The 14,286-nt window shown below is 35.4% G+C and carries 10 protein-coding genes; 6 read left to right on the top strand and 4 right to left on the bottom strand.

Annotated features, from left to right (window positions below):
* Window positions 1–82 precede the first annotated feature (82 nt).
* From MYP_RS01725 to MYP_RS01710, 4 genes are all read left to right on the top strand, one after another.
* Complete coding sequence (locus MYP_RS01725; RefSeq protein ID WP_045457594.1) at window positions 83–1,327, top strand: TolC family protein; 1,245 nt, start codon at window positions 83–85, stop codon at window positions 1,325–1,327.
* An 8-nt stretch (window positions 1,328–1,335) separates the two neighbouring features.
* Complete coding sequence (locus MYP_RS01720; RefSeq protein ID WP_045457591.1) at window positions 1,336–2,454, top strand: efflux RND transporter periplasmic adaptor subunit; 1,119 nt, start codon at window positions 1,336–1,338, stop codon at window positions 2,452–2,454.
* A gap of 1 nt (window position 2,455) precedes the next feature.
* On the top strand, window positions 2,456–5,551 hold the full coding sequence (locus tag MYP_RS01715) for an efflux RND transporter permease subunit (RefSeq protein ID WP_045457589.1): 3,096 nt from the start codon (window positions 2,456–2,458) through the stop codon (window positions 5,549–5,551).
* 356 nt (window positions 5,552–5,907) lie between these two features.
* Window positions 5,908–6,555: a hypothetical protein gene (locus MYP_RS01710; protein WP_045457586.1), complete on the top strand. Its 648-nt coding sequence runs from the start codon at window positions 5,908–5,910 to the stop codon at window positions 6,553–6,555.
* A gap of 49 nt (window positions 6,556–6,604) precedes the next feature.
* On the opposite strand, the gene MYP_RS01705 is transcribed toward MYP_RS01710, so the two are convergent.
* Window positions 6,605–8,893, bottom strand: a complete 2,289-nt coding sequence (locus MYP_RS01705) for a bifunctional aminotransferase class I/II-fold pyridoxal phosphate-dependent enzyme/GNAT family N-acetyltransferase (protein ID WP_262506725.1) — start codon at window positions 8,891–8,893, stop codon at window positions 6,605–6,607.
* A 198-nt stretch (window positions 8,894–9,091) separates the two neighbouring features.
* On the opposite strand from MYP_RS01705, the gene MYP_RS01700 reads away from it, so the two are divergent.
* Entirely contained in the window at window positions 9,092–9,484 is a 393-nt protein-coding gene (locus MYP_RS01700; RefSeq protein WP_045457581.1) for a DUF7793 family protein, read from the top strand.
* A 169-nt stretch (window positions 9,485–9,653) separates the two neighbouring features.
* On the opposite strand, the gene MYP_RS01695 is transcribed toward MYP_RS01700, so the two are convergent.
* From MYP_RS01695 to MYP_RS01685, 3 genes are all read right to left on the bottom strand, one after another.
* On the bottom strand, window positions 9,654–10,517 hold the full coding sequence (locus MYP_RS01695; protein WP_045457578.1) for a sigma-70 family RNA polymerase sigma factor: 864 nt from the start codon (window positions 10,515–10,517) through the stop codon (window positions 9,654–9,656).
* A 590-nt stretch (window positions 10,518–11,107) separates the two neighbouring features.
* Window positions 11,108–11,299 carry a cold-shock protein gene (locus MYP_RS01690; protein ID WP_045457575.1) on the bottom strand — a complete coding sequence of 64 codons (192 nt, stop codon included), beginning with the start codon at window positions 11,297–11,299 and terminating at the stop codon, window positions 11,108–11,110.
* Between the two features lie 478 nt (window positions 11,300–11,777).
* Window positions 11,778–12,653, bottom strand: coding sequence for an SDR family NAD(P)-dependent oxidoreductase (locus tag MYP_RS01685; RefSeq protein ID WP_045457573.1), 876 nt, complete (start codon window positions 12,651–12,653; stop codon window positions 11,778–11,780).
* A 315-nt stretch (window positions 12,654–12,968) separates the two neighbouring features.
* On the opposite strand from MYP_RS01685, the gene MYP_RS01680 reads away from it, so the two are divergent.
* On the top strand, window positions 12,969–14,231 hold the full coding sequence (locus MYP_RS01680) for an APC family permease (protein WP_045457570.1): 1,263 nt from the start codon (window positions 12,969–12,971) through the stop codon (window positions 14,229–14,231).
* Window positions 14,232–14,286 lie beyond the last annotated feature (55 nt).

The raw sequence follows: 14,286 nt of genomic DNA, 5'->3' as shown, positions 1-14,286 counted from the left end.
TATTTAAACCTTTGCTTGTCTTCCCTGTTTTCTATCATTAAAAACATTTTCCGTGAAAGTGTTTATCATATTTATTCTGTTTATGTATTCTTCCCATTTATATGGGATATCTAAAAATTTATACAGCAAAAATTCTGATACACTTTATCTCAATATTGAGCAGGCAGAGCTTATATTTCTTGAGAAAAACTTTCAGCTTATTGCTCAAAAATATAATATCTCTTTTGCCGAGGCGGCAGTAGAGCAAGCAAGGTTATGGAACAACCCATCTTTTTTCGGAGAAATTGTACTTTATAATCCTAATGATCACAGACCTTTTGATTTTACAGACCAGAACGGACAGGTTGAACTGCACCTGCAACAGTTAATAAGACTGGCAGGAAAAAGAACGAAACTGGTAAAGATGCAGGAAACCAATAAAAGTATTGCTTTTCATACTTTTCAGGATGTATTAAGATCCTTAAAATTTCAGCTATATCAGGACTTTTATGCCATATATTACGACTTGAACAAGCTGAATCTGCTGACACTCGAAGAAGCTCAGCTTGAGGAGTTGTTAAAAGCTTCTGAAATCCGCTTAAAGGATGGGGATATTGCAGGTTATGACATATTGAGAATCAAATACGAATTACAAGACATAAGACTTCAAAAGGTATATATAATAAAAGACATCAATGATAATGAATCAGATCTGAGAATAATGCTTCGGTTAACGTCGAATCATTTTGTCGTTCCTGTAAAAAAAGAAAGCAGGCAGAGCATTACCAAATATGAATTACCAATACTGGAAGACTCAGCATTGTCCAGACGACCGGATTTAAAAGTAGCAAAGGATGAATTGAGTTTTTCTGAAATCAATTATTTATACCAAAAAGCAATTGCAATCCCCGATTTAATGATTGGTAGTGCCTATGACAGATTTGGAAATGCTTTTACTAATTATATCGGAGTGAACGCAGCTATAGATCTTCCGATTTTTAATAGAAATCAGGGGAACATTAAACTATCTCAACTTCAGAAAGAGCTTAAGGCAATAGCTATCGATCAGGCCACTTTACAATTGAAAGAGGAAGTGAACAACGCCAGTTTGCGTTTCCAAACTGTTTATGCTATTTATATAAAAATAGATCCGAATTATAAAATCGGTTTGGACCAGATACTTCTCAAAGCAGTTCAGTTATATGAGAGCAAAACTATAGGTATACTTGACTTCATGGATAAAATCAGAACTTATGAAAACGGAAAGATGGACTTATATGAAATTGAATACAACCTTATTATTAGTCAGATGCAAATAAACTATGTTACTAATTCCAACTTTTACTAAATGATCTTATGGTAAAAAATAAACGATCAATATGGATAGGTATAACTGTATTGCTATGTATTGCTTCGTTTTTATTAGGCTATCTGCTTTTCAAGCCATCAGCCAAATTAAAATCCCTCTTAAAGCCACAGGAAAGTTATTCTGAGTATTTCGTTTACAAGACAGATACTGCTAAGTTTCATGAGTTAAGCGATGAAATTGTTTTAAATGGCCGTATATCATTTGATGAAAATAATGTAGTTCAGATTTTCCCGATGGTTTCAGGTATTACTCAGGATATAAATGTAAATCTCGGTGATCCTATAATGAAAGGTCAATCTTTAGTATCAATAAAAAGCGGTGACATTTCAGAACTCCTAACAGTTTATCATGCGAGCAAGGCCAATTATGAACTGGCCCAGAAAAATTTTAAAGTAGCGGAAGATTTATACAAAGCTGATTTCAATTCAAAACTGCAATATCTATCTGCTAAAAAGGAACTTGAAAAAAGTAAAAATGAGCTCCAAAAAAACAAAGAAAACTTAGCGATTTTTGGTACCTCAGAAGACAGCAAAATCCCTCTTTCAATTATTAAATCCCCGATCAATGGCTACCTGGTTGAAAAGAATATTACCAATAACATGAAGGTGAGTAAAGATGGCAAGAACCTCTTCACAATTTCTGATTTGAACAAAGTATGGATATGGGGAAATGTTTTTGAAGATGATATATCTTCTGTGAAAGTAGGGCTAATGGTAAAGATTTCTACTGAAGCTTTTCCTAATAAAGAATTTTCAGGTACTATCGATAAGGTAAGTCATGTTCTGGAAGCAACAGCAAGGGTTTTAAGAATAAGAGTGGTAATAGATAATTCAGAGAAACTTTTAAGACCTGAAATGTATGCTAAGTTAAAAGTAGATGTACCTTCTCCTCAGCGCTTTATTGCTCTCGATCCTCGTGCTGTTATTTTTGATAAAGACAGCTATTTTGTGGTACAGGTGATTAATAAAAATCTGGTCATTAAAAAAGTAGAGATATTTCGAAAATCATCTCACCGAACTTTTATAGAATCAGGCGTTGACGAGGGTTCCATAGTTGTTTCCGAAGGAAGTCTGCTCATATACAACCATATCATGAATCATATATGATATGAATAAATTTTTATGTTATATAATATCTTTTTCAGTTACACACAGAATTTTCATTCTGCTTATGACTGCTTTAATGGCCTTAGCAGGTATATTCAGTTTTACCAGACTTCCTATTGAAGCCTTTCCTGACGTGACCAATACTAATATTATAATCATCTCTCAATGGCCTGGGAGAAGTGCACAGGAAATTGAACGCTTCGTAACTATTCCAATTGAGACGGAGATGAATATCGTTCCCAAAAAGAACACATTAAGATCAGTCTCACTTTTTGGCCTATCAGTAGTCACATTAATTTTTGATGATGGCGTAACACCTTTTGAGGCTATGACAGAAGTATCCTCAAGACTGGCAAATTCAGATATCCCTGATGAAGTAGTACCTGAAATACAAGCACCTTCAGGTCCTACAGGTGAAATTTACAGATACAGTCTGCAAAGCAAAACCAAAGATGTAAGAGAATTAAAAACAATTCAGGATTGGATTATAGACAAACAGCTAAAGTCTGTAGAAGGTGTTGCAGATGTTGTGAGTTTTGGTGGAAAGGTAAAATCCTTTGAAGTGATTCTTGACCCTCACCTGCTTGCGCAGTATAACTTCACTGCCATTAACGTTTATAATGCTCTGAAGAACTCAAATATTAACGTGGGCGGAAATGTCATAAAAAGTGGTTCAGAAGCTTTCGTGGTAAGAGGTATAGGACTTGTAAAAAATGTAGAAGACATCTCCAATATCATCATAGAAAATATTAACAGGGTTCCTATAAAGATTGCCAATGTTGCAGTTGTAAGAGAATCCTATTTACCTCAGATAGGTATTGTGGGTCTTGATAGTCTTGATGATATCGTAGAAGGAATTGTTCTGATGAGAAAAGGGGAAAATCCTGGAAAAGTTCTCCCTGACCTGAAAAAAAAGGTAAAAGAGCTGAATGAATTGATTTTGCCGGATGATGTAAAAATGAAAGTATTTTACGATCGATCCACTCTTAATAAATACACACTTCATACGGTTGGAGAAAATGTGATTACAGGAATTACACTTGTGACGCTTATCCTCTTTATTTTTCTTGCAAACTGGAGAATTACAATTATAGTCGCTATTGTAATCCCTCTTTCTTTATTATTTGCAATAATATTAATGTATCTGAAAGGAATGAGAGCAAATCTGCTGTCCATAGGGGCCATAGATTTTGGAATCATAATCGATGGTGCAGTGGTTATGACAGAAGGTATTTTTGTTGTATTGGCACACAAAGCTTACCAGCTTGGTTTTGACAAATTTAAGAAGAGAGGAAAGTTAAGTTGGGTAATTCAAACTGCCACTGAAATGGGGAAGTCTATTTTTACTTCCAAGCTTATCATTATTGCAGCCCTGCTTCCAATCTTTTCATTTGAAAAAGTAGAAGGAAAGTTATTTTCCCCTCTTGCCTATACTATCGGATTTGCGCTTCTGGGAGCTATGATTATCAGCCTTACCTTAATCCCTATGCTGTCTTATTATCTCATTCCAAAAGACGTAACAGAAAAAGAAAATTTCATCATAAAAAATCTCCTGAAGGTATATACTCCTTTAATCACGAAAACAATCAAGCACCCTAAAAGAACACTTATTATTTCCGGAGCTATTTTAGCGCTTGCCCTATTTACATTTCGTTTCGTAGGATCCGAGTTTTTACCGCATCTCAATGAAGGATCTATATATGTAAGAGCAACAATGCCCATGTCTGTTTCCCTTGAAGAAAGTTATTATTATACCAAAACTTTCCGTTCCATATTTAAAGAGTTTCCTGAAGTAAGAGGAGTAATGTCACAGACAGGAAGGCCTAACGATGGCACTGACCCTACAGGCTTTTTTAATATTGAGTTTTTCGTAGATCTTTATCCTGAAAATGAATGGAAGCGTGTCATTTCCAAAGATGAAATAATTGATGCCATTTCTCAAAGATTATCAAGATACCCAGGGATCATTTTTAATTTCTCTCAACCTATTCAGGACAATGTAGAAGAGGCTGTTTCCGGAGTAAAAGGAGCTATAGCAATTAAAGTGCTAGGACAGGATTTGAACCTTCTTGAAAAATCTGCTGACAAAGTTTATGATGTAATTAAAAATATCGAGGGAATAAAGGATTTGGGAGTGTTTAGAAATATTGGACAACCCGAATTAAAAATCACCCTTGACCTTTCCAAACTTGCTTTGTATAATATTTCTACCCAGGATTGTCAGGCAGCATTAGAGATGGCAGTAGGTGGAAAATCAATAAGCAAGGTCTTTGAAGAGGAAAAGAAATTTGACATGGTTGTCCGTTATGATGAAGAATACAGATACTCAGAAAAGAAAATAGCAAATATAATGGTGCCAACTTTAGATAATGTATCAAGAATTCCTTTAAAACAACTTGCTGATATTACCAGTGAGACTGGCCCTGCATTCATATACCGGGAGGGTAATCAGAGATTTATTGCAATAAAATTTTCGGTAAGAGGAAGAGATCTGGGTAGTACAATTAAGGAAGCTCAGGAAAAGGTTAACAAAGTTCTACACCTACCCAAAGGTTACAAAGTAGTATGGAAAGGTGAATTTGAAAATCAGCAAAGGGCTTTAAAGAGGCTAGAATTTGTTGTACCGATCAGTATTTTTATAATTTTCCTCATCCTCTATATGTCTTTCGGAGATGTAAAAGATTCTTTCCTGATATTAATGAATGTTCCATTTTCAATAATTGGGGGAATATTCGCTTTGTATATAACGGGAATCCATTTCAGTATTTCTGCAGGAGTTGGGTTTATTGCGCTTTTTGGTGTTTCCGTTCAGGGTGGAGTAATCCTGGTAAATACATTTAAGAGAAATTTAAAAGAAGGTATGGAACTTGAACAGGCAGTTAAAGAAGGTGCTACAAGAAGATTAAGGCCAGTAGTAATGACTGCTCTAATGGCTTCCCTTGGACTGCTCCCAGCAGCTATCTCTACCGGGATCGGATCAGAAACCCAAAAGCCACTAGCGGTAGTCGTTATAGGAGGACTTATCTCTTCTACGATTCTGGACATGCTCAATGTACCTAGTTTTTTCAATTTGATATACAGACGTAAAAAATCCTGATAACAGGAGGAATACCAAATAAAACAAGGATTTCATGCCAAGCACAACTATTTTTCAAGTTTACATTTTAGTCTCCGCATCTTTCAATAAAGAAGAATGGGAAAAGTCGAATAGAGTTGTATTTAAATAATCCAGAGTTTCCGCCATCCCAATCCCTTTTGTCTATTTTATTCCTGCAACTCATAAATGATGAAATAAAATATTTTATGTTTTTTTTAAAAAAACACTCAACTTTAGCTTTTATCTAAAAAAAACACCTCTTTATAACACAAAATAACACACTTAACGGCAACTGAGATTTTGCAAATTCGTTTTTATAACATAATATTGTATTATCAATTTTATTTTTATTTCCTATGGAAAATATCACCGGCAAATTAGATGAACACCTCTTGGATAATCTTTTAAAAGAAGCTTATCAAATCCTCAACCATTCAACCGACCTGAATGAAGACAGAGAAAAGCTTACGAACATTTTAAATAACCTGGTGTATTGGACTAATGAACAAAATCACTTAGAAAATTATTTTAATGAATTCCAAAGGATGATTTGTCTGATGGCTTCACTCGATTTTTCAGGAAGACTATCACTTAACCCCTCACTTAAAACCTTCCAGAATTTAATATCTGTTAGTCTGAATACTTTAAATGAAGAGCTAGAAGATAAAGTATTTCCTAAAGCTCTTGTCAGGCTCACTATAGACAAACTTGGACTTAAGAACACGGTTATCATTCAAACCAATAAAGACGGATATATAAAACTATTTCATACGGATAGAACCGACTTATATCCTGATGCAGAATTATTCGACAATTTGCAGATTAGTGCTTTTATAGAAGATATGGAGGAAGTTGAGAAAAAGATTTTCAGTGCAGGAACGGATCAGATATTTAAAGTAAAGTTAAAATCAGGCTACAAAGATGATGCAATATTAAAAATTGCTACCAATCAGTTCTACAATATATCGGAAGGGACTGTTTATATCATCCAATTACCTTGTTAACTATCAGAAAAAGAAGCCCCCGAAACCTTTTGCTTCAGGGGCTTTTTTCTTACCTTACTTCATTGGGCATTAAGTTTATCAATGCCATCTGGTAACTATCCTTCATTTGTAAATATCCAACGTTTGAATAACTGATTACACCGAATTTTTTCTTATTCTGGGAAGCAGTAAAGCCCAGATTTATTGGTGAAACAGCAAGCTCCTTTGCTCTCAATATAGTTTGCCACAATAGCTGAGGATAAATATCATAATCCAGGTAATCATAGTTTAACCCCGCATACAAAGGACAATAGCTGTTACCTGTTTTGTAGCAAAACATAACAGCTACTACAATTTCCCTATCTGTTGTGTTATCTCCTTTATAAGAAAGCTCTATCACCTCCCAATCAGTATCTTCAATGATGTTCTGAAAAAAATTTTCAGGTAACACAAATGTATTCAGCTGAACGCTTTTCTGTGCAGTGTTCCTGTATAGCTGATACCATAAAGCAATACGATCATTATTACCACTGTAAACTTTCACATTAAAGTCATCTTCACTTTTAAATACTCTCTGCTTTAGATATTGCTTTCTGTGCTTATGGAATCTATTCAAAAATTCCTGTTTATTATTCCATTTCAGATCTTCTATCACATGGGTCTCTGGCAACTGATACCTCACAAAACCATGATGAATAAAGAAATCGTTAATTTCAGTATCATTTGCATTCATATCTCGGATTAACACCTGACCGATGTTAACTTTCTCTGAAAGCTCTGAAACAGTATCAAGCAGAAGCATCAATGCATTCCTCCAATCATTATTGGATTTATCCAGATACAGGTGATCTCCTTCTGATATAACGGTTCCCATTACCAATGCCTTTGAAGTGAGATAATATGGATCATGCTTTCTTTTCTCTTCAATCTGTTCTGAAACAGAGGCAGGTGAAAGCATATCGCTTTTAACAAGTGCTTCTGTAAAGAATGTAGCAATAATGGGTTTATTATTGGAATCATAGATAAAATAATAATGGAATTTCCAGTTATCCTCGGGCTTATCTGATAACTGAAAAGTTCTCTCCATTAACTGCAATGCCTTATGTGTAAAAATGCCCCTATGACCCAATAATTTATTCCACAATGATTCAGACACTTCATTTATACTATCAGTGTGCGAGACTCTGAAATAGTTCTGTTCATTCTTTACTACCGGTATAAATTGATTGTTATCAAAATTGGATACTTTTCTGAAAGCCCTCTGAATATCTTTAAAAGTTCTGCCTTCCTCTTTTAATGCCAGAGGGAAATGTTTGACTAATGCTTCTACCAATTTTTCAATATCTTCAAGAGTTGTATGAATTGTGACAGTAAACCGTATGCCTGTACAAATCTCCGGTACCGCAGGAAAAGCTGCTATATTGACATAAAATCCTTCCTTTATCATCCGCTCCACAAGATTAAATCCCACGCTCATCATTCCAAGCCCTATAAAAAAAATGGGAGTTTCGGGATCTGATATATCCGGCAATTCATATTTCTTCAATAACCTGTGACAATAACTGATTTTTTCTGCAAGGAATTTTTGCCTTACTTCTATCTCTCCTGACAGATGTATCTTTGCTGATGCAATACTTGCAGCAAGAATAGATGTAGCCTGCTGGCCGGAAAAAATTAAAGGTCCTGAACAATTACGTACTTTTAATGCAAGTTCCTGATCCGGGATCACGAATATGGCCCCAATGGTTCCGAAGCCTTTGGCCATACCTGTACATAAAATCATTTTAGGATGAAGACTGGCTTTGCTTAATATATAACCGGTGCCATTCTTACCAAATGAGCTCATTCCATGAGCATCGTCAACATAGAGATAGAAGTTTTTATAATGGTCTGCAAGACTTATCAACTCATTGATTGGAGCAACATCCCCATACATTGAATAGACCCCGTCACACATATACCAGATTCTATTATATTTTGCTCCAAGCTCCTCTATTTTCTTTTTTAACTCCGACAGCTGATTGTGTCTTACAATTGTTAAGTGAACTCCATTCAACTGCATTTTTCTAGCGGCATCCTGTACGCTTGAATGTACTTGCTGATCCATTATAATAGCATCTCCTTCTTCTAAAATTACAGGCATCACACCATGATGCCCTATTGAAAGTGACGATGCCAGCACTATGGGGGCATCAAACATTCTACGAATAAGATCTTCAAGTTCAACATAAAGCGTACTGGAAACATATGCCCTTGAAGAAGGATATTGAATACCATACTTCCTGATCGCCTCAATTGCTGCTTCTTTTAGCCTCTCATCCGTTTCTAATCCAATATAAGAGTATGACCCAAAATTGATTAATTCCCGGCCTTTTACAGTAATGATTCTTCCGTCATAAACAGTGTCTTCTGCTACAAGCTGGCTAATACCCCTCTGTTTTGCCTCACTGACAATTTCATTTACTAAATTCTTTTTTTTTTCATAAATTTTGCGACGTTTAATTAGGTAAGATTGTATTCCAATTGTTGCCTAATTACGAGATCGACATAAATCGGGATGAAAGAGAATCATATAGTAAGCAAATATTCAGAGACTTGGCTGGAGAATGGAGTAATCCTCCAGGTATTAAATCAGGAGTACAATGAAGTAGACCTCCCCATGGCCAGGCAACTTGTTGAGGATAGAAAAATAGCTGCGGGGAATGCTATTCGTCCTGTTTTAGTGGAGGTTAAAAATGTTATTTCGGTTCGGAAAGAAGCTAAAAAATATTACAACTTACCTGATTCTTACCAAAACCTGAGTGCCATAGCGATGCTGGTTGACAATTATATTGCTAAAACAATAGGTAACATTGTCTTTAAACTTCAAAATAACCCTGTTCCTACAGAACTATTTAATGATAGATCCAAAGCATTAAATTGGCTTGAAAGATATAAGAGAAAAGAGTAATGTGAGTAACAGCAACAGGTGGTTGATTTTTATGCTGCTTTTGATGTGAGAGGAGAAAGACCTCAAATTTATTATAATACTAAGCCGGAATAAAAAAGCTTCCGGCTTAGTATTATTACTTTAAATCTTAAAGTGTAACTTGTCTGGGTGCTCGGCCCTCTGATTTAATCTAACCCAGGTAGGATCTTAATGCTTTACTCCTGGAAGTATTTCTTAATCTTCTCGTAGCTTTCTCTTTGATCTGCCTTACCCTTTCTCTTGTAAGATTAAATTTCTCGCCAATTTCTTCCAGAGTCATTGAGCTTTTATTATTCAACCCAAAATACAGACCTATAACCTCTGACTCTCTCAATGATAAAGTAGATAAAACCCGTTGCACTTCCATAGAAAGAGAATCCATTATTAACTGAGAATCGGGAGTTGACTCATTTTCATCAGAAAGAACGTCCAACAAGCCATTTTCTTCACCTTGAGCGAAAGGAGCATCCACTGAAACCTGACGACCTGATACTTTGAGATCTGCAATTACTTCCTCATTAGTTACTCCCATTAATTCTGCAACTTCTTCAGTAGATGGTTCACGTTGAAATTTTTGCTCAAGTTCTGAAAAGGCCTTTGAAATCTTGGTTAGAGAACTAACACGATTCAAAGGCAATCGTACTATTCGTGATTGCTCTGCCAATGCTTGCATGATTGATTGCCGAATCCACCAGACTGCATATGATATGAATTTAAATCCGCGTGTCTCATCAAATTTTTGTGCTGCTTTTATTAATCCCAAATTGCCTTCATTGATAAGGTCTCCGAGAGTCAGTCCATTATTCTGGTATTGTTTAGCTACTGAAACTACAAAACGCAAATTGGCTTTCGTCAGTTTTTCAAGTGCCACCTGATCTCCTTCCTTAATCCGCTTTGCAAGCTCCACTTCAACTTCAGCAGTAATCAAATCCACCTTTCCTATTTCTTGTAAATACTTGTCCAGGGATTGGCTTTCACGGTTGGTAATTTGTTTACTAATCTTAAGTTGTCTCATGTGTTACTATGTTAGTTATAAAATAATTATCGAATAGAAATTCTACCAACCCTTGAGCTTATATATTAAAATCGCTGAATAAATCTGATGTTAAAATACGGTGGCAAAAGAAGAATTACACCAATATACACAAAATAAACCATATATCTAAAAAGAATACATGTTTATCGTTAAATTAAAATCTGGCTTTCAGTAACATTTGTTTACTTAAGACATGACTAATCCACAAAATATGAAAGCGAAGTCATGAGATCATCTATCTTCAGGAAGAGCTTGCAAGCCTGAAACCATGAGTATTATGATAGACATCTTGCCAATATAGGATATTTAGGGGAATTATATTTTCCTAACTTAGTGATACAGTAATTGGGCATGCACACATATCTGTGATGAATTATAATTCAGCTGATTTAACATTCTTAAATGGATGTTTAACAGATTATCTCTGTAATAAAAGAATCATGATCGTTCAGAAACTCTGATGCTTGCCGAATCATTGTTACTGCAGATAAAAAAAAAAAGAAAACCACTCTTAGTAAAGTAGTTTTCTTTTGAGTCAAATTTTAAATAAAATATCTATTAAGAACTTCTTAGTTCAAGACTTGCACGTTCACTGCATTCATACCTTTTTTACCTCTCTCAAGATCAAATTTAACCTGATCGTTCTCACGGATTTCATCAATAAGGCCTGTAGAATGTACGAAGATATCTTCATTAGAATTTGATGATGTAATAAACCCAAATCCTTTTGAGTTATTGAAAAATTTTACTTTCCCTTCCATTGTTATATATTTATTATTATTAAAAAACACTGAATAGTCTTATGAATTGACTTCATAGGTAGCAATAATTATTCTGCTAATTTGATCTTAGAAAAGAATGATTATAAATTAAGAAAGGGTGAGAAAAACTGAGGTACGATTAATACAGAGCAGCTGAAAAACACAATAACTTAAATGCTCACGCAAGCTCAGCATTTAATTCGAACAAACCTAATAAAAGAACAAATATATTCCTTTAATTTCAGAGTTTTCGATTATGATCACTTTTTCGATCTGATTGGCACCATCGTTTAAAGCGCACATATCAATTATAATCATAATAGGTTCAGGCCTCTGATTCAGTTAAAAGAAAATAGATATGTCTTTAAATATTTATTTTTAAATAGTAATAAAAGCCCAAAGAATCACTTTAGAAATAAATAAAGTCACAACCAATGAGGAAGTGACTTCTGTTTTAAAGTTCATAATTTAACTGCTCTTATCTTTTCCCTGCAGGTTCCCGAATATATGTCGCCCCTTCTTGCTGATGCTGCAGTTTAATATGTCCCTTTGGTTCCTTTTTCATGCTCTTATCAGCCTTTACTCCTACCCCACCTTTGGTAATGGTCACGCCACCATCGACTGAATAGAGTGCTCCGGTGACGTAAGAAGCTTCATCCGATGCAAGGAACAAATATACATTCGCAATTTCTTCAGGTGTTCCTTTTCTTCCTATTGCAGTAGCATTTACAAAGGTTTCTACCATTTCATCCGTTGCCTGACTTTCATTTGTGTTCAGCCAGGAAGTATCTATAGGTCCGGGACAAACACAATTGGCTCTTACACCATACCTCGCCTGTTCGATAGCAACACCACGCATGAAAGAATGGATAAAAGCTTTGGTTCCACCATAAGGAGTATTATCCGCTATTCCGATCTTACCAGCTTCAGAACCCGCAGACACAATGTTTCCTTTACTTTTCTGAAGCTCCGGCAAAGCATATTTGGTCATCATGAATACCGATTCAATATTGTTTTTGACAAGATAACTGAATGCTTCATTCGAATAATCTGTTAATTCATTAATCTCTGGAAATACTCCTGCATTATTGATCAGAATATCAAGTTTTCCAAAATGATCTATAGCAGTTTGGATACATGCTCTTGCATTTGCTTCTTCAGAGATATCTCCTTTAAAAACCACCGCATCGCCACCTTCTTCCTTTATAGATTTTACTGTATCATCTACCGGATCTTCAGGAAAGCCACATACTACTACTTTCGCTCCTTCCTGCGCAAATCTTTTGGCTATAGCCTCTCCTATTCCTGTTCCCGCTCCCGTAACTATAGCTATCTTATTCTCAAGTCTTCCCATATCTTCTCACAAAAGCTCTTACAATAAGAAACATGCGATATACTTTATCAGTTCAACTTTAGAAATCAGTAAATGAATTGAACATCTACCAGGTAATTTCTTTTAAAACATATGGTAATGAACTTTATGTTGCTTGAGTTCATATTTACTATGAGTTGGAAATAAGTCAATTAAATGGATCAGCAAAAACCCTCAAGGAAAGAGGCTTTTGTTTGTATACTAAAACTTCTGAGCCCATTATTATTTTTTAGCATGTCTGCAGATAATACAACAATTTTTCATTTGCCCTGTTGTTATAAATTGTTTTAAATAATTATGGCAAATTCTAAGAAAATAGGTTTTAATGCTACCTGGTCAATGTCTGTTGGCGGAATGGTAGGAGGAGGTATATTTTCTGTTTTGGGATTGATAGTTCAATCCGCAGGTCAATGGGCATGGTTTAGTTTTTTTATTTCAGGTATCATAGGATTCATTGCTGCCTACAGCTATTGTCAACTTTCCATAAAATATAAAGAAGGCGGAGGAGCTTTCACCTATTTAAGGGAAATAAACAGAAAAGGATTTGCAGGAGGACTGGCCTGGGTATTAATCTTCGGTTATATTCTTTCCCTTTCAGTTTATGCATTTACCTTTGGACATTATGTTTCACATTCATTATCAAAAGGACCACTTTTCACTAAAACATTATCATTAGGAATCGTTGCCATTTTAACACTGGTCAATTTAAGAGGTGCAAAAGATTCTTCAGGAGTAGAAGTAATAATTGTGTGGGGCAAAGTAATTTCACTTGTTGGTCTTGCTGTAATTGGCTTGTTTCACTGGAATACTGAAATGCTGACAAAGGGTATCGAGCCAAAAGGAATTGGAGATTCATTAGTAGGTGCAGCGACAATTTTTATTGCCTACCAGGGATTTCAGTTGATCACCTATGATTATAAAGATATAGAAAATCCTGAAAAAACATTGCCATCGGCAACGCTCTCCTCTGTACTATTTGTAATTTTGCTTTATATCATAGTTACCCTGGGTACTACAATGCTGGTAGGAGCGGATATAATGATAAAAGACAAAGAAGTGGCCTTGTCAGTAGCAGGTAAAGCAGCTCTAGGTCAGTTTGGTTATGTTGTTATGACTATAGCTGCTGCGTTTTCTACTGCATCTGCCATCAATGCCACCTTATTCTCTACCAGCAGATTAATTGAAAGCATAGCTAAGAAAAACGATTTACCCGAATCCTTTACAAAGGAAAATCAAAACAAGATTCCATATATAGGTTTAATAACAATAGGAATTCTGTCTGCCGCTTTGGCGATGTTAGGTTCTTTAAGCGATTTAGTAAGTGCAACCAGTCTTATATTTCTATTCACGTTTGGGGTAGTATGTTATATAGCCTATCACGACAAAGTCCGTTTCCATTGGTTATGCTTATTGGGAACTATAGGCTGTATAATAGCCATCATAGTAAGTGTGATATCCTTATTTGAAAAAAGTCCGATTGCACTGGTGTGTTTAGCAGTTTTGGTACTGTTGGCGGTTTTCGGAAGACGTTTTATTCTAAAAGGAATGAAGCAGCAGTAACAAAAGCACTAATGAAAATTTAGATTGGTCTTGCTCGTGGCCGGCAATGTGCCAT

It is taken from the genome of Sporocytophaga myxococcoides, assembly GCF_000775915.1.
Lineage (GTDB): Bacteria > Bacteroidota > Bacteroidia > Cytophagales > Cytophagaceae > Sporocytophaga > Sporocytophaga myxococcoides_A.
The sequence above is the reverse complement of the archived record's forward strand: the minus strand, read 5'-3'. Positions and strand labels throughout refer to the sequence as shown.

Excerpts from the sequence above, each read along its gene's own strand:
- MYP_RS01725 (WP_045457594.1), top strand. The coding sequence starts at position 83 with ATGTATTCTTCCCATTTATATGGGATATCTAAAAATTTATACAGCAAA.
- MYP_RS01715 (WP_045457589.1), top strand. The coding sequence starts at position 2,456 with ATGAATAAATTTTTATGTTATATAATATCTTTTTCAGTTACACACAGA.
- MYP_RS01700 (WP_045457581.1), top strand. The coding sequence starts at position 9,092 with ATGAAAGAGAATCATATAGTAAGCAAATATTCAGAGACTTGGCTGGAG.
- MYP_RS01710 (WP_045457586.1), top strand. The coding sequence starts at position 5,908 with ATGGAAAATATCACCGGCAAATTAGATGAACACCTCTTGGATAATCTT.
- MYP_RS01685 (WP_045457573.1), bottom strand. The coding sequence starts at position 12,653 with ATGGGAAGACTTGAGAATAAGATAGCTATAGTTACGGGAGCGGGAACA.
- MYP_RS01680 (WP_045457570.1), top strand. The coding sequence starts at position 12,969 with ATGGCAAATTCTAAGAAAATAGGTTTTAATGCTACCTGGTCAATGTCT.
- MYP_RS01690 (WP_045457575.1), bottom strand. The coding sequence starts at position 11,299 with ATGGAAGGGAAAGTAAAATTTTTCAATAACTCAAAAGGATTTGGGTTT.
- MYP_RS01720 (WP_045457591.1), top strand. The coding sequence starts at position 1,336 with ATGGTAAAAAATAAACGATCAATATGGATAGGTATAACTGTATTGCTA.
- MYP_RS01695 (WP_045457578.1), bottom strand. The coding sequence starts at position 10,517 with ATGAGACAACTTAAGATTAGTAAACAAATTACCAACCGTGAAAGCCAA.